This is a genomic window from Aureimonas altamirensis, from assembly GCF_001463885.1.
GTDB classification, from domain to species: Bacteria; Pseudomonadota; Alphaproteobacteria; order Rhizobiales; family Rhizobiaceae; genus Aureimonas; species Aureimonas altamirensis.
The window spans coordinates 262,452-288,312 of sequence record NZ_BBWQ01000011.1 but is presented as its reverse complement, the minus strand read 5'-3'; the positions used below and the strand labels follow the sequence as shown (position 1 = coordinate 288,312).

The 25,861-nt window shown below is 65.9% G+C and carries 22 protein-coding genes and 1 pseudogene; 18 read left to right on the top strand and 5 right to left on the bottom strand.

All coding sequences use genetic code 11. The features are described from left to right. Positions 1 to 37 precede the first annotated feature (37 nt). The 8 genes and pseudogenes from nusA to pnp all read left to right on the top strand — a co-directional run bounded on the left by nusA (position 38) and on the right by pnp (position 9,887). Positions 38 to 1,627, top strand: coding sequence for a transcription termination factor NusA (gene nusA / locus AUL31_RS09070; protein WP_060604694.1), 1,590 nt, complete (start codon positions 38 to 40; stop codon positions 1,625 to 1,627). Beyond that, positions 1,515 to 2,414 (top strand): RNA-binding protein, encoded by a 900-nt coding sequence (locus tag AUL31_RS19980; RefSeq protein ID WP_082646870.1) that lies wholly within the window; start codon positions 1,515 to 1,517, stop codon positions 2,412 to 2,414. Before nusA ends, AUL31_RS19980 begins: the two co-directional genes overlap by 113 nt. Further along, positions 2,415 to 2,558, top strand: a pseudogene (locus tag AUL31_RS20895) (translation initiation factor IF-2 associated domain-containing protein); the annotation flags it as partial. A gap of 63 nt (positions 2,559 to 2,621) precedes the next feature. Continuing rightward, positions 2,622 to 5,576 (top strand): translation initiation factor IF-2, encoded by a 2,955-nt coding sequence (gene infB, locus AUL31_RS09060; protein WP_457912011.1) that lies wholly within the window; start codon positions 2,622 to 2,624, stop codon positions 5,574 to 5,576. Between the two features lie 138 nt (positions 5,577 to 5,714). Then, on the top strand, positions 5,715 to 6,143 hold the full coding sequence (gene rbfA / locus AUL31_RS09055; protein WP_060604688.1) for a 30S ribosome-binding factor RbfA: 429 nt from the start codon (positions 5,715 to 5,717) through the stop codon (positions 6,141 to 6,143). Beyond that, positions 6,143 to 7,123 (top strand): tRNA pseudouridine(55) synthase TruB, encoded by a 981-nt coding sequence (gene truB / locus AUL31_RS09050; RefSeq protein WP_060604685.1) that lies wholly within the window; start codon positions 6,143 to 6,145, stop codon positions 7,121 to 7,123. Before rbfA ends, truB begins: the two co-directional genes overlap by 1 nt. A 163-nt stretch (positions 7,124 to 7,286) precedes the next feature. Further along, positions 7,287 to 7,556, top strand: coding sequence for a 30S ribosomal protein S15 (gene rpsO, locus AUL31_RS09045; RefSeq protein ID WP_039188381.1), 270 nt, complete (start codon positions 7,287 to 7,289; stop codon positions 7,554 to 7,556). A 198-nt stretch (positions 7,557 to 7,754) separates the two neighbouring features. Then, positions 7,755 to 9,887 (top strand): polyribonucleotide nucleotidyltransferase, encoded by a 2,133-nt coding sequence (gene pnp, locus AUL31_RS09040; protein WP_060605355.1) that lies wholly within the window; start codon positions 7,755 to 7,757, stop codon positions 9,885 to 9,887. A 92-nt stretch (positions 9,888 to 9,979) separates the two neighbouring features. On the opposite strand, the gene tlpA is transcribed toward pnp, so the two are convergent. Then, entirely contained in the window at positions 9,980 to 10,660 is a 681-nt protein-coding gene (gene tlpA, locus AUL31_RS09035; RefSeq protein ID WP_082646869.1) for a thiol:disulfide interchange protein TlpA, read from the bottom strand. Positions 10,661 to 10,699: 39 nt separating this feature from the next. On the opposite strand from tlpA, the gene argH reads away from it, so the two are divergent. The 4 genes from argH to AUL31_RS09015 all read left to right on the top strand — a co-directional run bounded on the left by argH (position 10,700) and on the right by AUL31_RS09015 (position 16,353). Then, the gene (gene argH, locus AUL31_RS09030) at positions 10,700 to 12,100 is read left to right on the top strand and encodes an argininosuccinate lyase (protein ID WP_409359954.1); all 1,401 of its coding nucleotides are present in this window, start codon (positions 10,700 to 10,702) and stop codon (positions 12,098 to 12,100) included. Positions 12,101 to 12,132: 32 nt separating this feature from the next. Then, positions 12,133 to 12,378, top strand: coding sequence for a hypothetical protein (locus AUL31_RS09025; RefSeq protein WP_060604681.1), 246 nt, complete (start codon positions 12,133 to 12,135; stop codon positions 12,376 to 12,378). Between the two features lie 22 nt (positions 12,379 to 12,400). Next, entirely contained in the window at positions 12,401 to 13,666 is a 1,266-nt protein-coding gene (gene lysA / locus AUL31_RS09020) for a diaminopimelate decarboxylase (protein ID WP_060604678.1), read from the top strand. 101 nt (positions 13,667 to 13,767) lie between these two features. Further along, a complete protein-coding gene (locus tag AUL31_RS09015) occupies positions 13,768 to 16,353 on the top strand; it encodes a TIGR02302 family protein (protein ID WP_060604674.1) in 2,586 nt (861 codons plus the stop codon). A 6-nt stretch (positions 16,354 to 16,359) separates the two neighbouring features. Here AUL31_RS09015 and AUL31_RS09010 read toward each other — a convergent pair whose 3' ends face one another. From AUL31_RS09010 to AUL31_RS09000, 3 genes are all read right to left on the bottom strand, one after another. Continuing rightward, positions 16,360 to 16,767 carry a response regulator gene (locus AUL31_RS09010; RefSeq protein WP_060604671.1) on the bottom strand — a complete coding sequence of 136 codons (408 nt, stop codon included), beginning with the start codon at positions 16,765 to 16,767 and terminating at the stop codon, positions 16,360 to 16,362. Between the two features lie 173 nt (positions 16,768 to 16,940). After that, the gene (hpt, locus tag AUL31_RS09005; protein ID WP_060604668.1) at positions 16,941 to 17,477 is read right to left on the bottom strand and encodes a hypoxanthine phosphoribosyltransferase; all 537 of its coding nucleotides are present in this window, start codon (positions 17,475 to 17,477) and stop codon (positions 16,941 to 16,943) included. 76 nt (positions 17,478 to 17,553) lie between these two features. Then, positions 17,554 to 17,736: a hypothetical protein gene (locus AUL31_RS09000; RefSeq protein WP_060604664.1), complete on the bottom strand. Its 183-nt coding sequence runs from the start codon at positions 17,734 to 17,736 to the stop codon at positions 17,554 to 17,556. A 137-nt stretch (positions 17,737 to 17,873) separates the two neighbouring features. Here AUL31_RS09000 and ftsE point away from each other — a divergent pair, with 137 nt between their 5' ends. The 5 genes from ftsE (at position 17,874) to AUL31_RS08975 (ending at position 22,033) form a co-directional block, all read left to right on the top strand. Further along, on the top strand, positions 17,874 to 18,533 hold the full coding sequence (gene ftsE / locus AUL31_RS08995; RefSeq protein WP_060604661.1) for a cell division ATP-binding protein FtsE: 660 nt from the start codon (positions 17,874 to 17,876) through the stop codon (positions 18,531 to 18,533). Next, positions 18,526 to 19,527, top strand: a complete 1,002-nt coding sequence (locus tag AUL31_RS08990; protein WP_060604658.1) for a cell division protein FtsX — start codon at positions 18,526 to 18,528, stop codon at positions 19,525 to 19,527. Before ftsE ends, AUL31_RS08990 begins: the two co-directional genes overlap by 8 nt. Positions 19,528 to 19,656: 129 nt before the next feature. Next, positions 19,657 to 20,298, top strand: a complete 642-nt coding sequence (locus tag AUL31_RS08985; RefSeq protein ID WP_060604655.1) for a YdcF family protein — start codon at positions 19,657 to 19,659, stop codon at positions 20,296 to 20,298. 40 nt (positions 20,299 to 20,338) lie between these two features. Then, the gene (locus tag AUL31_RS08980) at positions 20,339 to 21,139 is read left to right on the top strand and encodes a lysophospholipid acyltransferase family protein (protein WP_060604651.1); all 801 of its coding nucleotides are present in this window, start codon (positions 20,339 to 20,341) and stop codon (positions 21,137 to 21,139) included. A 99-nt stretch (positions 21,140 to 21,238) separates the two neighbouring features. Further along, complete coding sequence (locus tag AUL31_RS08975; protein WP_060604647.1) at positions 21,239 to 22,033, top strand: SapC family protein; 795 nt, start codon at positions 21,239 to 21,241, stop codon at positions 22,031 to 22,033. 10 nt (positions 22,034 to 22,043) lie between these two features. Here the strand turns inward: AUL31_RS08975 and AUL31_RS08970 are convergent, their stop codons facing one another. Continuing rightward, positions 22,044 to 23,300: a class I SAM-dependent methyltransferase gene (locus AUL31_RS08970; RefSeq protein WP_060604644.1), complete on the bottom strand. Its 1,257-nt coding sequence runs from the start codon at positions 23,298 to 23,300 to the stop codon at positions 22,044 to 22,046. Between the two features lie 250 nt (positions 23,301 to 23,550). Between AUL31_RS08970 and AUL31_RS08965 the strand changes: the two genes are divergently transcribed. Continuing rightward, the gene (locus AUL31_RS08965) at positions 23,551 to 25,830 is read left to right on the top strand and encodes a FepA family TonB-dependent siderophore receptor (protein ID WP_060604641.1); all 2,280 of its coding nucleotides are present in this window, start codon (positions 23,551 to 23,553) and stop codon (positions 25,828 to 25,830) included. Positions 25,831 to 25,861: the final 31 nt, after the last annotated feature.

Here is a 25,861-nt window from a genome sequence, read left to right as displayed (position 1 = left end):
CGGCGGGCCGGAAGGCCGCTAACAGGAGATGACGTCAATGGCAGTCAGTGCGAACAGGCTTGAGCTTCTGCAGATCGCAGACGCCGTCGCGCGCGAGAAGTCTATCGACCGCGAGATCGTGATCGCGGCCATGGCCGACGCGATCCAGAAGGCGGCGCGGGCCCGGTACGGGCAGGAAACCAACATTCGCGTGGACATCAACTCCCGCACCGGCGAGATCAAGCTGCAGCGCCTGCTGGAAGTGGTCCACGATGTGGACGATCCGTCGACGCAGATCTACCTGGAGTTGGCGCGCGACAAGAACCCCGACGCCGAGCCGGGCGACTTCATCGCCGAGCAGTTGCCGCCGATGGAATTCGGCCGTATCGCGGCCCAGTCGGCCAAGCAGGTCATCGTGCAGAAGGTGCGCGAGGCCGAGCGCGACAAGCAGTACGAGGAATACCGCGACCGCGTCGGCGAGATCGTCAACGGTACGGTCAAGCGGGTGGAATACGGCAACGTCATCGTCGATCTCGGCAAGGGCGAGGGCATCATCCGCCGCGACGAGCAGATCCCGCGCGAGATCTTCAGCTATGGCGACCGCGTGCGCGCCTATGTCTACGATGTCCGCCGCGAGCAGCGCGGCCCGCAGATCTTCCTGTCGCGGACCCATCCGCAGTTCATGGCGAAGCTGTTCACCATGGAAGTTCCGGAAATCTACGATGGCATCATCGAGATCAGGGCCGTGGCCCGCGATCCCGGCTCGCGCGCCAAGATCGCCGTCATCTCGCGCGATTCGTCCATCGACCCGGTCGGCGCCTGCGTCGGCATGCGCGGCTCTCGCGTGCAGGCGGTGGTCGGCGAATTGCAGGGCGAGAAGATCGACATCATCCCCTGGTCGCCGGATGCCGCGTCCTTCCTGGTCAACGCCCTGCAGCCGGCCGAAGTGGCAAAGGTCGTGCTGGACGAGGACGCCGAGCGTATTGAAGTCGTGGTGCCGGATGACCAGCTATCCCTTGCGATCGGTCGTCGGGGCCAGAATGTGCGCCTTGCGTCGCAGCTGACCGGCTGGGATATCGACATCCTCACCGAGCAGGAAGAATCGGAACGCCGACAGAAGGAATTCGTCGAGCGGTCGGCTCTTTTCATGGACGCGCTCAATGTCGACGAGATGGTCGGCCAGCTTTTGGCGTCGGAAGGCTTTTCCTCGGTAGAGGAAGTAGCTTATGTTGATACAGACGAGGTATCCGCAATCGAGGGTTTCGATGAGGATACGGCTTCGGAAATCCAGACCCGGGCGCGTGAGTATCTCGATCAGCGCGAAGCGGAGCTGGATGCACGTCGCCGCGAACTCGGCGTTTCAGACGATCTGCGCGAGATCGACGGGCTGACGACACCCATGCTCGTCGCCCTCGGCGAGGACGATGTGAAGTCGCTCGAAGATTTCGCCGGTTGTGCTGCGGACGATCTCGTTGGCTGGACCGAGCGCAAGGACGGGGAAACCAAGCGTTTCACCGGCGCCCTGTCGGCCTTCGATGTCAGCCGCGCGGACGCCGAAGCCATGGTCATGCAGGCGCGCATCAAGGCGGGCTGGATTTCGGCCGACGCCGTCGAGGAAACGGAGACGGCCGAAGACGAGCAAGCCTGAGCGGCATCGATCGCCGCAGGCAGAAACGGAAACGAGGTTACGAACGGTGGAAGAGGAGGTGCAGTTGAACGATCGCATGTGCATCCTCTCTCGCGCGACCATGCATCCGGACGCGCTTGTCCGGCTGGTTGCGGCGCCGGACGGCACGGTCGTACCCGATCTGCGGCGGCGGTTGCCGGGACGCGGCGCCCACGTCGAGGCGCGGCGCAAGGTCGTGGAGGAGGTCGTCCGCAAGGGGCTTCTGAAGCGCGCGCTGCGACAGGACGTGAAAGCCGGGCCGGAACTGGCCGATACGGTGGACGCGGCGCTGTCGCGTTCGGCGCTTGGATCCCTTGGGATGGCCCGCAAGGCCGGCCAGGTGGTGACGGGGGCAACCAAGGTCGAAGCCGCCATCCGTGGCGGCAAGGCCGTGGCGCTGCTTCATGCGCTGGACGGGGCGCCCGACGGGATCCGCAAGCTGGATGGTGCCGCCAAGGCGGCGACGGCGGGCGGACTAAAACCCGTACCGGTGTTCGGATCCTTTTCCAGCGACGAAATGGGTTTGGCACTCGGCGGCGATAATGTGATACATGCTGCCGTTCTTGCCGGAAGCGCAGGCACGGCATGCCTGAAGCGCCTTCGGGCGCTGGCGAATTTCAGGGAGCAGAGCTCCGAGGAGAGCGTGTTGCCGGAGCGGGATGCCGCCCGGGGCGACACGGTCTCGAACGAACATGCAGGGCAGCCCGGCTATCTCTGCGGCACGGACGATAGGCGTGGGACGACACCCACGCAGGAAGCGGAAGCGTAAATGAGCGATACCAAATCCGGCGACGACAAGACTCTGAGCGTCAACACGAAGAAGACTCTGTCGATCAAGCCCGGTGGGGTCCAGCAATCCACCGTGCGGCAGAATTTTTCGCATGGGCGCACGAAGAATGTCGTGGTCGAAACGAAGAAGCGCAAGTTCTCCAAGCCCGAGGACGCGCGTCCCGGCGATGGTGCGGTCCGCAGTGGCCTGACGCCGGCGCAGGCGCAGGCGCTTGCCAATGCGCAGGCTGAGGACGAGGCGAAGGCGGCACGCGCCGCCGCCGAAGATTCCGCGCGCCAGGAAGAGGCCCGCAAGGCTGCCGAGGCGGAGGCTGCAGCGGCAGCAGCCGCCAGCGCAGCAGCGGCAGCCGAGGCGGATACGGCCCGCCGTGCCGCCGAGGCGGAAGCCGCGGCCGCCAAGGCCGCAGAGCCGGTTGCGGAAGCGCCGAAGCCGGCCGCAGCCGCGGCACCGGCCCCTGCATCGGCCCCTGCTGCAAGTGAGACGGCGACGACGCCCGCTGCGGCCAGCCCGGCTCAGGCTACCCCGGCTCCGGCGGCCCCGGCCGCAACGGCGCGTCCGGCAAGCCCGGCGGCTTCGCGGCCTGCTGCGCCGACGTCCTCTGCCGGCGCTCCGCGTCAGGATGCGTCCCGACAGGATCGCGGTGGAGGCAATATGGCCTCCCGCAATCGTGGAACGGCGCCCGGCCGATCCGGCCCGGGTGGCCAGGGTGGGCGTGACGGCAACCGCGGTGCACCGGCTCCGGCCGGACGGCAGCCGCGCGGCGCCGTACTGTCCGATCTGTCGTCCAAGGAAATGGATGCGCGCAAGCGCGCCCTCGAGCTGGCCCGCCAGCGCGAGGTGGAAGATCGCCGCCTGTTCCAGGAGGCGGAAGCACGCCGCATCGGAGAAGACCAGCGCCGCCGCGCCGAAATGGAAGAAAGCGAGCGTCGTCAGGCCGAAGAAGCGGCGCGCGTCGAGATGGAAGCAGCCGCCCGTCGCAAGGCCGAGGAGGATGCCGCACGGCGTGCCCAGGCCAAGCCGCAGAAGCGTGGCGGTGGCGGCGTCGCCGAAACGGTCATCCCCGGGCCGCCGCCCGTCGATGACGGGCTGGGCCTCAAGCCGGCAGCGCGCAGCGATCTGTCGCGCGGAACCCGCCGTGCCACCGAGGACGACGACAGCGCCCGTGCCGGTGCACGCCGTCGCAGCGCAGGCGCCGGTGCCGGACCTGCTCCGGATGCCGCACGTCCTACCCGCACACGCGGCACGGAGGACCGGCGCGCAGGCCGGGTCAACCTGGACCGTGCACTGTCCGACGAGGATTCACGCGGACGTTCCCTCTCCTCGATGCGTCGTCGTCAGGAGAAGTTCAAGCGTTCGCAGCAGTCGCAAAGCCGAGAGAAGATTTCCAGAGAAGTGATTATTCCAGAGACGATCACCATCCAGGAACTGGCAAACCGCATGTCGGAACGTGCGGTAGACGTGATCAAGTACCTGATGCAGCAAGGCCAGATGATGAAGCCGGGCGACGTCATCGACGCCGACCTTGCCGAGCTCATCGTCGCGGAATTCGGCCATACGGCGAAGCGCGTGGCAGAGTCCGACGTCGAGGAAGGCTTCTTCAACGTCGTCGACGACCCTGCCAAGATGCTGCCGCGGGCACCCGTCGTGACCATCATGGGCCACGTCGACCACGGCAAGACGTCGCTTCTGGATGCGATCCGCAAGACCAGCGTCGTTTCCGACGAAGCGGGCGGCATCACGCAGCATATCGGCGCCTATCAGATCGAGCATAACGGGCAGAAGGTGACCTTCATCGATACGCCCGGCCACGAGGCGTTCTCGGCCATGCGTGCCCGCGGCGCCCAGGCAACCGACATCGCCGTGCTGGTGGTGGCGGCCGACGACAGCGTCATGCCGCAGACGATCGAGTCCATAAAGCACGCCAAGGCTGCGAACGTGCCGATCATCGTGGCGATCAACAAGATCGACAAGCCGTCGGCCGATCCGTCCAGGGTACGCAACGGGCTGCTGCAGCACGAGGTGTTCGTCGAATCGATGGGCGGCGAAGTGCTGGACGTCGAAGTGTCGGCCAAGGCCGGTACGAACCTCGACAAGCTGATCGATGCGATCCTGCTGCAGTCCGAGGTGCTCGAACTCAAGGCCGATCCGGACCGGCCGGCCGAGGGCGTCGTCATCGAGGCCCAGCTCGACCGCGGTCGCGGCCCGGTGGCTACCGTTCTGGTGCAGGCGGGTACGCTGCGCACCGGCGACATCATCGTGGCCGGCAACGAGTGGGGCAAGGTGCGTGCGCTGGTCGACGATCAGGGCCGCCAGGTCAAGGAGGCCGCGCCTTCCATGCCCGTCGAGGTTCTCGGCATGCAGGGCACGCCCCGTGCCGGCGATCGTTTTGCCGTCGTGCAGAACGAAGCGCAGGCCCGCGAGATCGCCGAGTACCGTCAGCGCGTCTCCCGCGAGAAGGCCGTCGCCAAGTCGGCCGGACAGCGCGGCTCGCTGGAGCAGATGATGAGCCAGCTTCAGGCGACCGGCCTGAAGGAATTCCCGCTCGTCATCAAGGGCGACGTGCAGGGTTCGGTCGAAGCCATCGCCGGGGCGCTCGAGAAGATCAGCACCGACGAAGTCGCGGCACGCCTGGTGCATTCCGGCGCCGGCGCGATCACCGAGTCGGACGTGGCGCTGGCCGCCGCCTCCAATGCGGCGATCATCGGCTTCAACGTCCGTGCCAACGCTCAGGCTCGGCAGGCTGCCGAGCGCGAGGGCATCGAGATCCGCTACTACAACATCATCTACGATCTGGTGGATGACGTTAAGCAGGCGATGTCGGGCCTTCTGTCGCCGGAGCGCCGCGAGACGTTCCTTGGCAATGCGGAGATCCTCGAGGTCTTCCACATCACCAAGGTCGGCAAGGTTGCCGGTTGCCGTGTCACCGAAGGCCGCGTCGAGCGCGGCGCCGGTGTGCGCCTCGTGCGCGACGGCGTCGTCATCCACGAGGGCAAGCTGTCGACGCTCAAGCGCTTCAAGGACGAAGTGGCGGAAGTGCCGGCCGGCCAGGAGTGTGGCATGGCCTTCGAGCGTTACGACGCCATCCGCCAGGGCGACGTCATCGAATGCTTCCGCGTGGAGCACATCGCCCGCTCGCTCTAGGGGCGTCACTGGCGGCAATGCTTTCGGCCCGGCGTCATGCGCCGGGCCTCTTGCCGTTATCGCTCGATTTTGCTCCCGGCCAGCATGGCCGGCGGGCGCGTCCATCCGTTTCCATCATGCCAGGCTGAACGACGTAACATGGCTCGAAGCCCCAATCCCTCCAAGGCGCCCTCGCAGCGCCAGCTCAGCGTCGGCGAGAAGGTTCGCCACGCGCTGACTGAAATTCTGCAACGCGGCGAGTTGCGCGATCCGCTTCTGGAGCGGGCAGTGGTGTCCGTTACGGAAGTCCGCATGACGGCCGACCTGAAACTGGCGACCGCCTATGTGACGGTGCTTGGCCAGGAGGATTGCGAGCCTTTCGTCGCCGCGCTGAACCAGAACCGCAAATACCTGCGCGGCCGCGCCACGCCCGCGCTCAGACAGATGAAGTACATGCCCGATATCCGCTTTCGCGCCGACGACAGTTTCGACAATTTCGCCCGGATCGACGCTATTCTGCGCTCGCCTGCCGTCGCCCGCGATCTCGACGACGCGGACGAGGACGATACCGGCGGGGAGCAACGCTGATGGCCCGCCGCGGCAAGCCCAAAGGGCGCCCGATTTCGGGCTGGGTCATTCTGGACAAGCCGAAGGGCCTCGGCTCGACGGATGCGGTCTCCAAGCTGAAATGGCTGTATTTCGCGCAGAAGGCGGGCCACGCCGGAACGTTGGATCCGCTGGCGTCCGGCATGTTGCCCATCGCCTTCGGCGACGCGACCAAGACCGTACCCTATGTCATGGATGGCCAGAAGGTCTACCGCTTCACCGTCCGCTGGGGCGCGGAGACGGCAACCGACGATACCGAGGGCCCGGTGCTGCGGGCAAGCGACCTGCGTCCGCAACAGACGGACATCGAGCAGGCGATGAACGCCTATCGCGGCGAAATCTCGCAGGTGCCGCCCCAGTACTCCGCCATCAAGATCGATGGCGAACGGGCCTACGACCTTGCGCGGGGCGGTGAATCGGTCGAGATCGCCGCGCGCGGCGTGACGATCCACCGGCTCGATATCGTGTCCATGCCCGACGCCGAGACAACCGTCTTCGAGGCGGAATGCGGCAAGGGTACCTATGTGCGTGCCCTGGCGCGCGACATGGGCCGCGACCTTGGCTGCTTCGGTCATGTGATCGACCTCAGGCGGCTCAGCGTCGGCGCCTTCGACGAGGCCGACATGGTGACGCTCGAAGAGCTGGAAGCCGCCGCCGACGAGGGCCGCGAGACGCTGGACGAAGAGGCCGTGACGGCGGGCGCACGGGCGCGCGTCGTGGACTTCACGCCGCTCGACGATTACCTCCTGGACGCCTCCGAGGCGCTGGGCGAGTTGTACGAGGTCAGCCTCAGCGACGAGCAGTCGGCACGTGTCCTGTCGGGCAACCCCGTGCTGCTGCGCGGCCGCGATGCGCCGGCTTTCTGCGACGAAGCGTTTGCCACCGGGCTTGGCCGGCTGATCGCCATCGGCTCGATCGAACAGGGCTCCTTCCATCCGCGCCGCGTCTTCGGCGGGCGCTGACGGCGGCGTCATGCGGCCTGCATGGGGCGGGCTGGCATTTCGCACCGTTTTGGCTTATATCCCGCCGATCGCCGGCCCACGGGCCAGAGCGAGTAACGACCCATGCTGGACGACATCCCGGCTTTGGGTGTCCCGACCCTCCTGAATACGAAAGGGAAACACGATGTCGATCACGCTTGAGCGCAAGGCCGAGCTTATGAAGGAATTCGCGACCAAGGAAGGCGATACCGGTTCGCCGGAAGTGCAGGTAGCCCTGCTTTCCGAGCGCATCGCCAACCTGACCGAGCACTTCAAAGGCCACAAGAAGGACAACCACTCGCGTCGCGGCCTTTTGAAGATGGTCTCGCAGCGTCGTCGTCTTCTCGACTACCTGAAGAGCCGCGAAGAAGAGCGCTACCAGGCGCTGATCTCGCGCCTCGGCCTGCGTCGCTAAAGACTGAAAGTGGCGGGTTTCCTGACGGAGCCCGCCCTTTCGACATCTGCCCCAGGCGCCCATGGGGCAGGATTGCCGGATGCTTGTGCCGCGCTGGCGCAGTGGAAGCCTCCCGCCGTCTTGCCCATGTGCGTTTCCAACCAACGGAACGCCGGCGGCGCACTTGCGCCGCGGCAATCAGAAGAGAACGATTCAACGATGTTCAACACCCATAAAGTGGAAATCGAATGGGCCGGCCGCCCGCTGACGCTTGAGACGGGCAAGATCGCCCGTCAGGCCGACGGCGCCGTCCTGGCCACCTACGGCGAAACCACGGTCCTGGCGACCGTCGTCTCCGCCAAGGCGCCCAAGCCCGGCTTCGACTTCTTCCCGCTGACCGTCAACTACCAGGAAAAGGCCTTTGCGGCCGGTCGCATCCCGGGTGGTTACTTCAAGCGCGAAGGCCGCCCCTCCGAGAAGGAGACGCTCGTCTCCCGCCTGATCGACCGCCCGATCCGTCCGCTCTTCGCCGAGGGCTACAAGAACGACACGCAGGTCGTGATCACCGTTCTGCAGCACGACCTCGAGAACGATCCGGACATCGTGTCGATGGTTGCCGCTTCTGCCGCGCTGACGCTGTCGGGCGTGCCCTTCATGGGCCCCATCGGCGCGGCGCGCGTGGGCCTCATCGGCGGTGAGTTCAAGCTGAACCCCCATGTCGACGAAATGGTCGAGTCCAAGCTGGATCTCGTCGTCGCCGGCACGCAGGACGCCGTCCTGATGGTAGAGTCGGAAGCGCAGGAACTCGACGAAGAGACGATGCTCGGCGCCGTGATGTTCGGTCATCGCGGCTTCCAGCCGGTGATCGACGCGATCATCCAGCTTGCCGAACATGCAGCCAAGGAGCCGCGCGATCATTCCGCCCCGGACTTCTCCGCCCTCGAGGGCGAGATGCTGAAGCTGGCCGAAACCGAACTGCGCGACGCCTACAAGATCACCGACAAGCAGGCCCGCTATGCCGCCGTCGACGCCGTCAAGGCGAAGGTCTCGGCGCATTTCCTGCCCGAGGGCGATGAAGCCCCGCGCTTCACCAAGGAAGAGATCGGCTCGGTCTTCAAGGAGCTCCAGGCCAAGATCGTGCGCTGGAACATCCTCGACACCAAGAGCCGCATCGACGGCCGCAGCCTCGACACGGTCCGCCCGATCGTCGCGGAAGCCGGCCTTCTGCCGCGCACGCACGGCTCGGCCCTGTTCACACGTGGTGAGACGCAGGCCCTCGTGGTGGCGACGCTCGGCACCGGCGAGGACGAGCAGTATGTCGACTCGCTGACCGGCACCTACAAGGAAACCTTCCTTCTTCACTACAACTTCCCGCCCTATTCGGTGGGCGAGACGGGCCGCATGGGCTCGCCCGGCCGCCGCGAAATCGGCCATGGCAAGCTGGCCTGGCGGGCGATCCGCCCGATGCTGCCGGCCAAGGAAGCCTTCCCCTACACGCTGCGCGTCGTCTCCGAAGTCACCGAATCCAACGGCTCCTCGTCGATGGCCACGGTGTGCGGCACCTCGCTGGCGCTGATGGATGCCGGTGTGCCGCTTGGCCGTCCGGTTGCGGGTATCGCCATGGGCCTCATCAAGGAAGACGAGCGCTTCGCCGTTCTGTCCGATATCCTGGGCGACGAGGATCACCTCGGCGACATGGATTTCAAGGTGGCCGGCACGGACGAGGGCATCACCTCGCTCCAGATGGACATCAAGATCCAGGGCATCACCGAGGAGATCATGAAGATCGCCCTCGAGCAGGCCCGCGGTGGACGTATCCACATCCTGGGTGAGATGGCCAAGGCCCTGTCCCAGAGCCGCTCCGAGCTGGGCGAGTTCGCTCCGCGCATCGAAGTGATGCAGATTCCGACCGACAAGATCCGCGACGTGATCGGTTCCGGCGGCAAGGTGATCCGCGAGATCGTCGAGAAGACCGGCGCCAAGATCAACATCGAGGACGACGGCACGGTGAAGATCGCCTCTTCCTCCGGCAAGGAGATCGAGGCGGCCCGCAAGTGGATCCACTCCATCGTGGCGGAGCCGGAAGTCGGCGGCGTCTATGAGGGCACGGTCGTCAAGACGGTTGAGTTCGGCGCATTCGTCAACTTCTTCGGTTCGCGCGATGGTCTCGTCCATATCAGCCAGCTCGGCGCCGACCGCGTCGCCAAGACGACCGACGTCGTCAAGGAAGGCGACAAGGTTTGGGTCAAGCTGATGGGCTTCGACGAGCGCGGCAAGGTCCGCCTGTCGATGAAGGTCGTCGACCAGACTTCCGGCCAGGAAATCGGCAAGGACGCGGAAGACGCGGCGTAAGCTGCGACTGCGTCGAGACTATTGGAAAGGCCGGGGAAACCCGGCCTTTTCGCATTCAGGCACTGGAACGTCCGGTGCGATCGTGGAGGGCGTCAGCCGCCCGCCGACATGAAGGCATCGATCAGGGCGCGCGCATCCGCGCCCGCCCATTCGGCCGGTCCGTTCATGACGCCGCGGGCACAGCCCGTGCTGTCGACGAGCATGGTCACCGGCATGCCGAAGGCCACCCCGTTGCCCTTCAAATCGTTGAAGAGTTTCAGCGTCTCGTCGCGGTACATGGGCAGATGGGTCAACCCGATCTCGTCATAGAAGGCCTGCGGCTTGTCGCTCTCCCCGAGATCCAGGTTGATCGGCACCACCGCGAAGGCGTCGCTGCCCGCTTCCGCTTGGAGACGGTCGAGCTCGGGCATCTCGACTCGGCAGGGCACGCACCACGTTGCCCACAAATTGACGAGCAGCGTCTGCCCGGCCATCGCGCCGATGCTGGTCTGCACGCCGTCCGCATCCTTGAAGGCCAGCGCGGTGGCGTCGAAGGGTGTGTCCATGGCCACCATCGCCGCCACTTCGCCGCGCGCCGCCGCGTCGATCCGCGCCTTCAACTGATCGTCGACGGGGCAATTGCCTGCAACTTCGTTGCCAGAGCGGCTTTCGATCACGTATACGCCAAAGGCGCCGGCCGCGACGCCGGCAAAGAGCGCCAACGTGCCGAAGCTGAAAAGCGAGCGCTTGCGCGGCTCCTTGCCGGGGGACGGTTGCTGCGGCGACGACTGCATGATGAAAAACCTTCAGGACGCATGAGCCAGGAGACCGGAATGACCAAAAAGCCTGGCAACGAAATGTGGGGCGGCCGGTTCGCACAGGGGCCGGACGCGATCATGGAGGCCATCAACGCTTCCATCGACTTCGACAAGAGGCTTTACCGCGAGGATATCGCAGGGTCGATGGCCCATGCCGCCATGCTGGCCGAAAACGGCATCATTTCGGCAGAGGATGCGGCGGCCATTCACAAGGGCCTGACCGAGATCCGTGCCGAGATCGAGGAGGGGCGCTTCTCCTTCTCGCGCGAGCGCGAAGACATCCACATGAATATCGAGGCGCGGCTGGCCGAGCTGATCGGCCCGGCGGCCGGCCGCCTGCATACCGCCCGCTCGCGGAACGACCAGGTGGCCGTGGATTTCCGCCTCTACGTCAAGCGTGCCCTGCAGGAGCTGGAAGCCGGACTGAGCGCCTATATGGGCGCGCTGCTGGCCCGCGCGCAGGAGCATGCGGCAACCGTCATGCCGGGCTTTACCCATCTGCAGGCGGCCCAGCCCGTGACCTTCGGCCATCACTGCCTCGCCTATGTGGAGATGGCGGGCCGCGACCGCTCCCGCGTGCGGGACGCCCTGCGCCGCATGGACGAATCGCCGCTCGGTGCGGCGGCACTGGCCGGCACCGGCTTCCCGATCGACCGGCATCGCACGGCGCAAGACCTCGGCTTCCGCGAGCCGACCCGCAACTCGCTGGATTCCGTCTCCGACCGCGATTTCGCCATCGAGTTTCTGGCCCTGGCCGCCATGACGGCCATGCACCTGTCGCGTCTGGCGGAAGAGATCGTCATCTGGTCTACGCCGCAATTCGATTTCGTGCGCCTGTCGGACGCCTTCTCGACCGGCTCGTCCATCATGCCCCAGAAGAAGAATCCCGATGCCGCCGAACTGGTGCGCGCCAAGAACGGCCGCATCAATGGCGGGCTCGTGGCGCTGCTGACGGTGATGAAGGGGCTGCCGCTGTCCTATTCGAAGGATATGCAGGAAGACAAGGAGCAGGTCTTCGACGCCATCGACTCGCTGTCGCTGGCCCTTTCGGCCATGACGGGCATGGTCCGTGACCTCGAGGTGAACGTGGCCCGGATGCGCGCCGCCGCCGGCGCCGGCTTCTCTACCGCCACCGATCTCGCCGATTTCCTGGTGCGCGGCGCGGGCCTGCCTTTCCGCGAGGCGCATCATGTGACGGGCCGGGTGGTGGCTCTGGCGGAATCGCGTAAGGTCGCGCTCGAGGATCTGCCGCTGGAAGCCCTGCAGGAGATCGACGAGCGGATCGGGCCCGAGGTCTTCGATGTGCTGTCGGTCGATTCATCGGTGGCCAGCCGCAAGAGCTTCGGCGGCACGGCCCCCGACAATGTGCGCCAACAGGTTGCCTATTGGCAGCAACGCCTATCCACGGGCGAGTGATTTCTGATCTGGAGTGATGGGCGATGCGCGTAATGATCCTTGTAAGCTTGGCACTGATGCTCGGCCTCGCCGCCTGCGGACGCAAGAACCTGCCGGTGCCGCCGACGCCTGAGGGCCAGCCGGCACGGCCCTATGTCATCGCGCCGGACGGCAACGGGTTGGCGCGCGCACCCGCAATCACCAATCGCTCGTCCGAGACGTCGGTGGTGCCGAAAGAGGTGACACGCAATCCCGGCGCGCCGGAGCGGCGCTTCCTCCTCGACGGCCTGTTGAACTGACGATCCATATAAAAAGCGCGCCATGAACCACTTTGACTATGTCGACGGCGTCCTGCACGCCGAGGATGTCGATATCCGCAGCATTGCGGACTCTGTCGGCACGCCCTTCTATTGCTATTCCACGGCGACGCTGGAGCGGCATTACCGCGTCTTCGCGGAGGCCTTCTCCGATATCGACGCGCTCGTCTGTTACGCCATGAAGGCCAATTCCAACCAGGCCGTGCTGAGAACGCTGGCGGCATTGGGCGCGGGCGCCGACGTGGTGTCCGGCGGCGAGTTGAAGCGGGCTCTGATGGCCGGCATTCCAGCCGAACGGATCATGTTTTCCGGGGTGGGCAAGACGGACGCCGAGATCGAGGCCGCCCTCGATGCGGGCATCTTCTGCTTCAACGTGGAGTCCGAACCCGAGCTGGAGGCGATCTCGGGGCAGGCGGCGGCGTCCGGGCGCGTTGCGCACATCTCGTGCCGCATCAACCCGGATGTCGATGCGCGTACGCACGCCAAGATCTCCACCGGCAAGAAGGCCGACAAGTTCGGCATCGCCTTCGACCGTGCAGAAGAGGTGTACGATCTCGCCGCGCGGCTGCCCGGGCTGAAGGTGTCGGGCATCGATATGCATATCGGCAGCCAGATCACCGAGCTGGAGCCATTCGACGAGGCGTTCGGCCGTCTGGCCGCCCTTGTTCGCCGGCTGCGCGCGCTTGGCCACCAGATTTCGCATGTGGATCTGGGTGGCGGCCTCGGCGTGCCCTACAAGCGGGACAATAACCCGCCCCCGGAGCCGCCCGCCTATGCCGCGATCGTCAAGCGCCATGTGCGCGATCTCGGTACGCGCGTGATCTTCGAGCCGGGGCGCCTGATCGCCGGCAATGCCGGCATTCTGGTTGCGCGTGTCATCTATGTGAAACGCGAAAGCGGGCGCACCTTCGTCATCGTCGACGGGGCAATGAACGACCTGATCCGCCCGACCCTCTACGATGCCTGGCACGATATCGCCCCGGTGATCGAGCCGGCGGCAGGGGCACCGGCGCAGCGCGTGGATGTGGTGGGGCCGGTGTGCGAGAGCGGCGATTTCTTCGCGCGGGACCGGGACTTGCCGGAGTTGAAGGCAGGCGACCTCGTCTATGTCTCGACGGCCGGCGCCTACGGGGCCGTCCAGTCCGGGACGTACAATACCCGACCCCTTATCGCCGAGGTTCTCGTCAAGGGCGATGCCTTCCATGCGGTGCGGCCACGGCAGACGCTCGAAGAGTTGATCGGACTCGACCGCATTCCGCCCTGGCTTTGACGGCAAGCACGGCGCGCGCCTCGCCTTCGCCTTAAAAGCTGGTAAGCTTCGGTCAGGGCGGCGTGCCGCCCGATCCAGCCGCCGGAACGAAGGCCCGCGCCATGGCACCAGCCGACAGCAACGACCAGAACCGCGGACAGGGCGGCGGAACAGGCTTCATACCGGCCCGATTGTCGGCCTGGTTCTCGATCGCGGTCGAACGGTTCTGGCCGCTCGTCCTTGGCCTGTCGGGCCTTGTCGGCCTGTTCCTCATCCTGGCCTGGACGGGCATCTTCGCCGCCATGCCGGCACCGGCGCGCATTGCCGTTTTAACCACGCTCTGCCTTGCGGCGCTTTGGCTGGCATGGCGCAACCGGCACCTGCGTCTGCCCGGCGCGGCCGCCGTGACGGCGCGTGTGGAAGAGGCAAGCCACCTTGCCAACCAGCCGCTGCGCGCCCAGGAAGAGCGCGCGCTGGGTGACGATCCGGTCTCCATGGCGCTGTGGCGAATTCACCAGAAGCGCATGGCCGAGCGTTTGACCGGGCTGACCGGCGGGCTTCCCAATACGCGGACGGAACGTCTGGACCCTTATGGGCTGCGCGTCCTTGTCGCCCTCGGCGTCGTGACGGCCTTCGCCTATTCCTTCGGGCCGGGCGGTGGCCGTATCTCCGATGCCACGACGCCGCTTGAAGGCACCGTACTGGCTGCGGCACGCGTCGACGCCTGGGTGACGCCGCCCGGTTATACGGGCCGGGCCCCCATCTTCCTGACCGGGGCGGAGGATTCCGGTCCGTTCGGCGTGCCGGCGGGCAGCGTTCTGTCTGTTCGCGTATCGGACGGCAGCGGCGTCGATATGAGCTTCCGGGCGGCCGACGCCGCCGAAGCCGAGATCGTTCCGCAGGCAGTTGACACGCCTGCGGATGGCGAAGCCGCTTTGCCGGCGCCAACCTCCGGGCCTGCCGAATACGAGTTTGCGCTGGATCGCTCCGGCGCGGTGGCGGTGGAAACCCGGTTCCGGACGCTCGGCGCGTGGCAGTTCGACGTCGTCCCGGATACCGTGCCCGTCATCGCCTTCGACGGCGAGCCGCGTTCCGCGCGCAATGGCGCATTGGAAATCGGCTTCACGGTGGAGGATGATTACGGGGCGCCACAGGGGCAGGCATTGATCGAGCCGGTGGACGTGGCCGAGAACGCCCGTCCGCTGATCGAGCCGCCATCGATCAACCTTGCCATGCCGAGACGCACGAAGGGCGTTGCCAAGGGGCGGACATCGGCCAATCTGGTGGATAGCCCCTATGCAGGGGCAGCCGTGCGGATGACCCTGGCGGCGCGGGACGATGCCGGGCAGGAGGGCCGTTCCGACCCTATGGAGCTTGTGCTTCCGCAGCGCCCCTTCAACAACCCGCTGGCGCGTGCCGTGGTTGAACAACGCCGTATCCTGGCGCTGGATGCGAACGCAGCCCGGCGCGTGGTCGATCTGATCGATGCCGTCACGCTGCATGCCGACAGCTTCATCCCGCGCACCGCCGATTATCTGGCCCTGCGCGCGGCGCGCGAGCGCATCGCCCATGCAGCCAACGACGACGACCTTCGCTCGGCGGTCGACTTCCTGTGGGAGATCGCGCTCGGCATCGAGCAGGGCAACCTGTCCTTTGCGGAGCGCCGCCTTCGCGATGCCCAGCAGGCCCTGTCGGAAGCCCTGCAGAACGGCGCTTCGGAAGAGGAAATCGCCGAGCTGATGCAGGAATTGCGCGAGGCGATGCAGGAGTTCATGCAGGCCATGGCAGAGGCCATGCGCAACCAGCCGCCGCAGAATCTGGGCCAGATGGACAATGCTCAGGAGATCAGCCCGCAGGATCTGCAGCGTATGATGGACCGGATCGAGGATCTGGCGCGCTCCGGTTCGCGCGAGGCGGCGCAGCAGCTTTTGTCCGAGTTGCAGGACATGATGAACAATCTGCAGATGGCCCAACCGGGACAGCAGCAGCCGCAGGGCGAGAGCCCAATGCAGCAGCAGATGAACGAAATGGGCGAGTTGCTGCAGCAGCAACAGCAGTTGATGGACCAGACATTCGAACTGGGCCGCGAAGACCTGCGTCGGCAGATGCAGGAGGGCATGGAAGGAATGCCGCAGCCACCGGGCGCGCAGGGAGGCGAGGGCCAGCAGCCTCCGTCTGCCGAGGAGCTGCGCCAACAGATGGAGGATCTGCAACGGCGGCAGGGCCAGTTGCAGGAAAGGCTGGAGGCGCTCCGGCAGCAGATGGAAGAGTCCGGGCTCGAACCCGGCAAAGGCATGGGGCGCGCCGACGAGGCGATGGGCCAGGCAGAGGGCGCCCTCGGCCGTGGCAGCGACGGCGAAGCCGTGGACCGGCAGGGAGAAGCCCTGCAGGCATTGCGCGAAGGCGCGCAGGACATGATGCGGCAAATGCAGGAGGCCATGCAGGGGCAGCCGGGGCAGGGTGGCCAGCAGCAGGGCGGCACGATGGGGCCGGGTGCGGCGCCCGGCGAGCAGCGGTCCGGCCGCGATCCGCTGGGCCGGCAACGCCAGACGCAGGGCCCGGATTTCGGTCAGGATGTCGACATACCCGACGAGATCGACATTCAGCGCGCAAGGCGCATCCTGGACCAGATCCGCGAGAAGCTGGGCGACAGGCTGTCACCCCAGCAGGAGCGCGATTATCTGGAAAGGCTTCTGAGGGCTCAGTAAGGGCGTTCAGCCGGCGCGGCGGATGGGCTCTGCGCGCGCCCGGGGCGGATGCGCCGCGAAGAGATCGCCCATGGCGCGGCGAATCTGCGTCAGGGTGAACGGCTTTTCGACGACGCCGAAGACGATGCGCGTCAGGCTTTCCGCCGCTTCCTTCTGTTCCGCGTAGCCGGTCATCAGCATGATCGGCAAATCCGGAAAGACCGCCTTGACGGCGTGCGCAAGCTCGATCCCCGTCAGGGCCGGCATGCGGATATCGGACAGCACGGCATCGAAGCCGTCATGGTCGCCGGCGATCACCTCCAACGCTTCTTCACCGTCCTCGACGGTGACGACGTCGTGGCCTTCGAGGGTAAGGGCGCGCGCAACGAGAAGGCGTATTCCCGCTTCATCTTCGGCGATCAGGATCCTGGCCATCGCTCACTCCGGCAACTCGGCCCCCATCCCATTGATCGGCATGAGAGATTCCGCAATGCATAAGACGCACGGACAACCTGTCCGTTCCCCTATTATGCAGAAAATTCTTTCCCAGAACTTTCAGCCGTTGCTCAAATGCAACCACGACGAAATATTTCTGCCGATCTCCAGCCCTATTCGACGACGCGACCGACGAAGGGCAGCTCACGGAAGGCGTGGCCGACATCCATTCCGTAGCCGACCACGAAGTAATCCGGGCAGTCGAAGCCCACATGGTCTGCCTCGATCTCGGATTTGCGGCGCATGCGCTTGTCCAGCAGAACGGCGATCTCAGCCCGCGCGGCGCCGCGCTCCAGCATCAGGTCGCGGGCGTATTTCAGCGTGCGTCCGGATTCCAGGATATCGTCCACAAGCAGCACCTGCCGGCCCTGAACGTCGCTTTCGATGTCGCGCACGATCCGCACCTCGCCCCCGATGGTGCCGGCGCCGTAGCTGGACAGGGTTATGAACTCGACTTCCGGTGCCACCCCGGCCCTGTGCAGGGCGCGGATGAGATCGGCCGCGAAGACGAAAGAGCCCTTGAGCACGGAGACGACCAGTAGATCGTTGCTGGAGTTGGCGGCAACCTCGGCTGCGACGCGCTCCACGGCCGAGGCGATCTCGGATTCGGAGTAGAGGGTGTCGATCTGCTTGCCGCGAACTTCGATCATGGAACAGCCGTTTCCATCCTGAATTGACAGGATGCCTGCCTACATCGCCGCGCCCCGGAATGCGAGCCCCGCGTGCTCACCCTCTGCCAAGACGCACAAGCCTGCGGAGCGCATCGCCGAAGGCCGCAGCCAACCCACGCTTCAGCGGTACGGCGCGCCGCAGCTCGGGGCCGGAGGGCCTGCGAACGGTCCAGCATTCCGCGTCGATGATGCGCCATTGCGGATGGCGGGCGGCGCTGCTGCGAGACGTCTGTGCCATCGACCCTCTCCGGCGCTTTGAAGACATTGCGAAAAGGTTAACGGCGGGTGGTTAATGAACGGTAAAGGAATTGACGTCACACTCCGGGTTGCGTCATGCCCGGCCGTCACCACGGCAGGCGGCGGAGGGACAGGGTCTTGATCAGGTTCGAGAATGTTGGGCTCAGATACGACATGGGGCCGGAGGTTCTACGCGACCTCAGCTTCCGCATCGACGCCCAGTCTTTCCAGTTCCTGTGCGGCCCTTCCGGCGCCGGCAAGACGAGCCTGATGCGCATGCTGTTCCTGGCGCTGCGGCCGACGCGCGGCATGGTGACGGTGATGGGGCGCGACGCGGCCACCATGCGCCGCGACGAGCTGCCGGAGCTGCGTCGGCGCATCGGCATCGTCTTCCAGGACTTTCGGCTTCTCGACCATCTGACCACCTACGAAAACGTGGCGCTTCCACTGCGCGTGCGCGGCCGGGAGGAAGCCACATACCGGCAGGATGTCGTGGATCTCTTACGCTGGGTCGGCCTCGGCGACCGCATGGATGCGCCGCCCATGGTCCTGTCGGGCGGCGAAAAGCAGCGCGCCGCAATCGCCCGCGCGCTGATCGACCGGCCCGACCTTCTGTTGGCCGACGAGCCAACCGGGAATGTCGATCCGCCGCTGGCGCGCCGGTTGTTGCGCCTGTTTCAGGAAATGCACAGGCTGGGCACTTCGGTCGTCATCGCCACGCATGACGTAAGCCTGATGGAGCAGGCGCCGGCCCGGCGGCTGGTGCTGGCGGACGGGCGGATGAGCATCCATGACTGAGCTGCGCGACCGTCTGGTAATCGGCCTCGGGTCGCTGTCGCGGCAGGTGTCGTCACTTGCGCGGCGCTCGACCGCAAAGCGCCCGGTGCCGATCGTGCCGGCGCGCAGCGTAACGAGCACGGCGCTGATGGCCGTCATCGCCATCATGACCTTCCTGGCCAGCCTGACGCTGGGCGGCGTCCTGATGATTTCGGATACGGCGCGTGCATGGCGCGACGACATCGCCCGCGAGGCGACGATCCAGATCGAGCCGGAGCCCGGCCTCGACATGCAGGCGGCAATCGGCGAGCTGCAGCTTCTGGCCTTGTCGACCCCCGGGGTGACCGCCGCCGTGCCTGTCGGAGAGGACGAAGCCGGGGCGATGCTGCGGCCCTGGCTGGGCGGATTGGACGTGGCCGGCCTGCCCATGCCGCGTATGATCGCGGTGGAGATAGACCCGGCATCGCCGCCGGATTTCGATGCGCTGCGCGAGGCGGTAGAGCGCGCGGTGCCGCAGGCGACGCTGGACGATCATCGCATGTGGATGTCGCGCCTCGTCGCCATGGCGCAGGCCACCGTGCTGGCCGGCATCGCCATTCTGGTACTGGTGGTTGTTGCGGCGGTGCTGACGGTGGTGTTCGCAACGCGCGGGGCCATGGCCGGCAACCGGCACATCATAGAGGTGCTGCATTTCGTGGGCGCCCGGCACGGCTTCATAGCGGCGCAGTTCCAGCGCCATTTTTTGCGGCTGGGGCTGATCGGGGGCGCCATCGGCGGCCTGGCGGCCCTCAGCATCTTCGCCGTGGCGGGCTGGTACGCGGCCCCGGACGCCGCCTCGGCCGAGGGCGACCAGCTTCGAGCCCTGTTCGGCACCTTCAGCCTTGGGTTGTGGGGGTACCTCACCATCGCGCTGATGGCCTTCGCCGCCGCGCTGTTGACGGCTCTCACATCACGCTTCACCGTGCGGGCGCAACTTTCGGAGATGGATATCCTGTCGCCCGCCGGCACCGCATGAACGGCTTTGGAAACCACAAGGCTCGGGCATAGTTCCTCGCTCATATGTACGGATTGGACAGTGTACGCAGGCAAGCACATGCAGGCTGAAAGAGACAGAGCAAGGCGCAGGGGCGGTGCACGGCCCGGGATGCGCCTTGGCCTGCTTCTGTTTCTGGCCGTCCTTGGCCTTGCCGCCTATCTGGCCGGAGGCTTCCTGCGCTTCGCCAACGACGTGGCAAGCCTGCGGGCACCGGCATCGATTGCCGATGTCGGCGGCATCGTGGTGCTGACCGGCGGCGAGATGCGGCTTCAACAGGCGGTGGATCTTCTGACGAAGGACAGCGGCCAGCGTTTGCTGATCAGCGGCGTCAATCCCGGCACCAGCCTGTCGACGCTCGCGCGCATCACCGGCGGCGACCGGACATTGTTCCAATGCTGCGTCGACCTCGACTATGCCGCGCTCGACACGATCGGCAATGCGCGCATGACGGTGGAATGGGCGCGCTCGCACGGGATCGGCCGCATCGCCCTGGTGACGAGCGACTATCATATTCCACGGGCCATGACGGAGCTTGGCGGCGTTTCCGGCGCGCCGGAGATCGTGCCCTATCCCGTCTCGCCGCAGAAATTGTGGCGCACGGACGGTTTCCCGACCCGGCTGGGCCTGCGCCTGCTGTTGAGCGAATATGCCAAGGTGCTTGTGGCGCGCGCGCGTCTTGCAACGGGGTTCGACATCGTCGATACGCTGGGGCGGCATGTGACGTCGCAGGGCCATACCGGCCACGGCTGAATCGCCGCCCAGTCGATATACAAGCGGGACAGCCATTAAGATGATCGCCCTGCGCTCCCTTGCGTTCCAGATCCTGTTCTACGCCAATCTGATCGGGCAGCTTCTGCTCTTCTCCCCCGTCTTCTTCCTGCTGCCCGAGCGGACATGCTGGCGGATCGTCAAGAACTGGGCGCGCTCCTCGCTGTGGCTTCTGCACCGGGTGGCCGGTACGAAATCGGAGATCGTCGGGCAGGAGAACCTGCCGGACGGCGCGACCATCATCGCGTCAAAGCACCAATCCTTCTGGGAAACCTTCGCCCTTGTCCCGGAGCTGGATCGCCCGACCTTCATCCTGAAGAAGGAGCTGATGGCCATACCGGTTTTCGGCGCCTACTGCCGCCGCATGGGCATGATCCCGGTAGACCGCAGCCGCCGTGGGGCCGCGCTGGCCAGCATGCTGGAGGATGCCCAGAAAGCGATGGCCGAGGGGCGGCAGATCGTCATCTTTCCGGAAGGGACCCGCAGCGCCCCCGGCGCAGTGCCGAACTACCGGCCGGGCATCCATTTCATCTACAACGCAACCAATGTGCCCGTAACGCCGGTTGCGCTCAATTCCGGGCTGTTCTGGCCACGCCAGGCCTTCTATCGCCGGCCGGGCACCATCCGCGCCGAGTTTCTGCCGCCGATCGAGCCGGGGCTGGACCGAGCGGCCTTTCTGGCGCGCCTGACCGACGAGATCGAAGCGCAATCCATCGCGTTGATGCGCCGCGCCTACAAGGAACAGCCCGAGCTTCCGATGAGCAAGCTTGTCGCAAGCCGACTGGGGCAGGATGGCGTTGCGGCCAATAACGTCGAAGCTTGAGTCTTTCGGTGGAATGGCGCATAAAAGAAAAATTCTGCATGATGACGTTTATATGACCCGCCTCTGACGGCGGAGCAACGCCGGGCAAGGGGTGAGCCGATGGCATATGCGGATTTTCTGTCATTTCCCGACCGGGCGCCGACATTGCCCGCATGGTTCGCCGAGCCGCGGGTGCTGAGCCTGGATCGGCACGCCGGCCTCGGCGTGCGGCGAAGCGGCAATCTGCGCTTTGCCGCCACCATCGAGACGGCGCCCCTGGCGTTAAGCGAATTTGGTGCAGCCATGCGCTGCTATCCCATCTGCTTCACGAACGGCGACACCCCCACACCTGTCGCCGTCATGGCGCTCGAAAAGGGACGCAACCTCTTCGTCGATGCGCTCGGCGGCTGGCGGCGAGACCACCATGTGCCCTCCTGCCTCAGCCGATACCCGCTTGTCGCCCTGGCGGGTCATGACGGCAAGATCCGGCTCTACGCCGATTTTTCCAGCGGCCGCCTTGTCCAGATGCGGCCCGGCGTGGACGAGGATGTCGACCCGATCTTCGAGGAATCCGGCGGGTTGTCCTCCTTCGGAAAATCGTCGGTCATCCGCAGCCAGCTTGCAGAGCGTAGCCTTGCGGATTCCGCCGAGCTGGGGCGCGCCCTTGCCGAGGCCGGCGTCCTGACGCCCTCCAAGGCGCCGGGTCTCGGCGATGCCGGACAGGCGCTCCGCGACGGTCTTCTCTGCGTCGACGAGGGGGCCTTGAACGCCCTGCCGGCGGCGCTGCTGGCCGAGTTCGCGCGTCGCGGTTGGCTTGAGCCGATCGTTTTGTCCATCGTCTCGCGCCAGAACTGGCACGCTCTGGCCCAGATGGCCCAACGATACAACCCGACGGGGCGCTCCCGCGCGGCCTGAGGAGCGCTGTCTAGAGCGGGCGCGGCCCCATCAGTTCCGCATCGGCCAATGCCGGTGCATCCGCGTAGTCGGACACCGCATGGTTGAAGGCCCGGGCGCCGGCCGTGTCGGCGCCGGGCCAGACCGGCCGCACAAGGCCACCCTCCATCAGCAGCACCAATGACTGGTTCAGAAGACCGGGCCGGCCGGAAAATGGCGGCAGGCGCGCCAGCTCGTCAAAGCCGCGGTCGCCCGACGCGAAGGCGTCGAGAAGCGGACCGAAGATCGCGGCTGCACCCTCCACCGGCCCCACCCTGGTCTGGACGGTGACGGCACCGCCCGCAACGTGCGCCATGCGGCGGAAGCGCAAGCCGGCAAGCGCATCCATATGCGCCTGGGGCGTCAGCGGCCGGCCGTTCTTCACATAGATGTCGCGCCGCAGGGCCTGGTCGCGGGCAATGTCCTTTAACACCTCGCGCAGGGGCGTCTGGCCGACGCCCTCCAGTGCGGCAAGGCAGTCCTGGGGCAGGGACATGCGGTCGACATTCTCGATGGGGGTGGCGCTGCCGGCGAAGGCGCATCCCTGTGCCGCCATCGCCGTGATGACATCGCCGCTCGACAGGGGCTCGAACGTATCGCCTGCCAGCTCGTGGGCGACATAGGCATCGGGCTGGTTCGCCAGGCTGTCCCATGATGTCCCGGCCTGGGGATGGGCAACGAACAGGCCCGCGCCACGCCGCATGCGCGCCAGAAGCGGACGGACTTTCTGAAGACGCTCCATCGGCGTGCCACCGGGCGCGGCGGCCCGCATCGCGCCGTTCAGCACTGCCAGGGTGGAGGCGCCCGGCTGGCAGGCATAATGGAGATAGGCGATGCCGCCATCCTTCAGCGCCGAACCGGCAAACCGGAAGATCGCCTCCCGGACATCCGGCTGCACCCAGGACAAGACGCCATGGACGACGATGATATCGTAGGTCCTTGGCGGATCGTCGGCGAGCCGGCGGATGTCGGCGGTGTCGAAGCGGATGTTGCCGAGGGCGGCGCTCCTGGCCAGTCGTTCGGCCGTTTCGATATGGCCCGCATCGGCATCGAAACCATCCACGGTTGCGGACGGCACGCAAGCCGCGGTCAAAGCGGCCGAATAGCCGGTGCCGCAAGCCAGGTCGCAAATGGCGAGCGGGCCGTTTGCCGGATGGCGGAACCCCAGCATGGCGGCGAGGGCCAGAAGCCATCCCGGCGACGTCTCGCGCCAGGCGGTATGGATATAGGCTTGCGTATGCGGCATCATTGCAACGCCCTCCGATCGTGGCGGAACCCTTGCCGGTCAACGAGGGGCGACCGGCATTGTTGCCCTTTGGCATCACAGATCGCCAGTTGCAATAGTTGAGTGCAGGAATCTACTTTTAGCTTTCAGGCTCCTGTGTCACATGGGGGCGAACCTGAAAGTCCGGGCAGTAGCCGCCGCCAGCGCCACGGTTTTCCATTCCAGCTCATCACCTGATCCCGGCTTCTCCCAAAAGCCGGGAAACGGCTTGCCTATGGAGATTTTCGCCTTGTCGCGCACTCTTACAAACCGAACCGTCCTCCGCTCCGGTACCGCCATCGGGCTGCTGATCGCCCTGTCCGTACCGGTGGGCCATGCCGCAGCCCAGGAAGGCGCCGTTGCGCAGGAGCAGATCGAGGAAGGCGAAAGCGTTCTTCCGGCCGGCGAGGCCATCGCGCTCGACGAGGTGCTGGTGCTTTCGGCCGACGAACAATTGAAGCAGGCGCCGGGCGTTTCGATCATCACCGCCACCGACATCGATCATCGGCCCCCGGTCAACGACCTGTCCGACATCATCCGCCGGCAGCCGGGCGTGAACCTCACCGGCAATTCGGCGTCGGGCGTGCGTGGCAACAACCGCCAGATCGACATTCGCGGCATGGGGCCGGAAAACACGCTGATCCTGATCGACGGCAAGCCTGTCCTGTCGCGCAATGCCGTCCGCTACGGCCGCTCCGGCGAGCGCGACACGCGCGGCGACTCCAACTGGGTGCCGCCCGAGGCGGTCGAGCGGATCGAGGTGCTGCGCGGCCCGGCCGCCGCGCGCTACGGTTCGGGTGCGGCGGGCGGCGTCGTGAACATCATCACCAAGCGCCCTGCCGAGCAGAGCGTCACCGTTTCGAGCTACGTCAACATTCCGCAGCACTCGGAAGAGGGCAAGACCTTCCGCGGCAACGTTTTTGCGGGCGGGCCCCTGGGGCAGGACTTCGCCTACCGGGTCTACGGCAGCTACAGCAAGACCAACGCCGACGACCCGGCGATCAACGCCGACGCGGCCCTGCTGCCGACCGACATACCGGCCGGGCGCGAGGGTGTCGTCAACAAGGACGTGCGCGGCGTGCTGACCTGGTATGCCAACGAGTCCCACGAGTTCGAGTTCGAGGCCGGCTACAGCCGGCAGGGCAACATCTTCACCGGCGACCGGCAGCTTGCCGGCACCAGCAGCATCATCGAGGAACTGGCCAGCCAGGGCGAGGAGACCAACACGCTCTACCGCACCACGCTGGCACTGACCCACCGCGGCAATTACGAGTTCGGCACCTCGAACTCGTATGTGCAGTGGGAGAACACCCGCAACAACCGCTTCCTGGAAGGAACGGCCGGAAGCGGCGAGGGGGCGATCAGCAGCAATCTGGAAAAGGGCACGATCACGCTCGACAACTGGGCGGCGAAGTCGGAATTCAACATCCCCTTCACTTATCACTTCGACCAGAACGTCACAGTGGGCGCCGAATTCCGCGGCGAGTACATGGACGACCCTGTGTCGCTGCGGCAGGGGATTGCCTCGGGCGTGGTCATTCCCGGCGTCCCATCCGACCCCGCCGACCGCGACTCGAAGATCGACGCGCAGCTTTACGGCCTGTATCTGGAAGACAATATCCACGTCACGGACAAGCTGATCGTGACGCCGGGCATCCGGGGCGATTATCACAGCGAGTTCGGCGGCAATGCCAGCCCCAGCCTCAACGCCTCCTACGACCTGACCGACGAGATTTCGCTGAAGGCGGGCATCGCAAGAGCCTTCAAGGCGCCCAACCTGTACCAGCTCAATGAAAACTACGTCTATTTCACCATGGGCAACGGCTGCCCCTTCAACTTCCAATCGCTCGGGCTCGGTTGCTACGTCATCGGCAATCCCGACCTGAAGGCCGAGACGAGCATCAACAAGGAAGTCGGCATCAACTATATCAACGATGCCGGATGGCAGGCGGGCCTGACCTACTTCCACAATGACTACAAGGACCGCATCACGGCGGGCGTGGTGCCCGTCGCGGTTCTGGGGCGTGCGCAGTTGTTCCAGTGGGACAACACGCCGAAGGCGGTGCTGTCCGGGCTGGAAGGCAACCTTCTGGTGCCGCTGCTGGACTCGGTGAACTGGCGCACCAACGCCACCTACATGCTGGAATCGGAGGACAAGGAAACCGGCAATCCGTTGTCCCTGGTGCCGGAATACACGATCAACACCGCACTGGAGTGGCAGGCCACGGAACGCCTGTTCACCGCCTTGACGCTGACGCACTACGGCAAGACGGAAGCACCCTCCCGCAACGTCGTGACGGGGCGCCTGGCAACCAATACGGACGATCTCGATCCGTATACGCTGGTGGGCTTCAACGTGGACTTCCAGGCCAACGAGCAATTGCGGATCGGCGCCGGCGTCAGCAACATCTTCGACGAGCGGCTGTTCCGCAAGGGCAGCGGCAACGCAGCCGGCGCGGCAACCTTCAACGAGCCCGGCCGGTCCTTCTACCTCAAGGTCAGCACCACGTTCTGACGCGGCGCAAGGCGAAATATCCGCACGCACA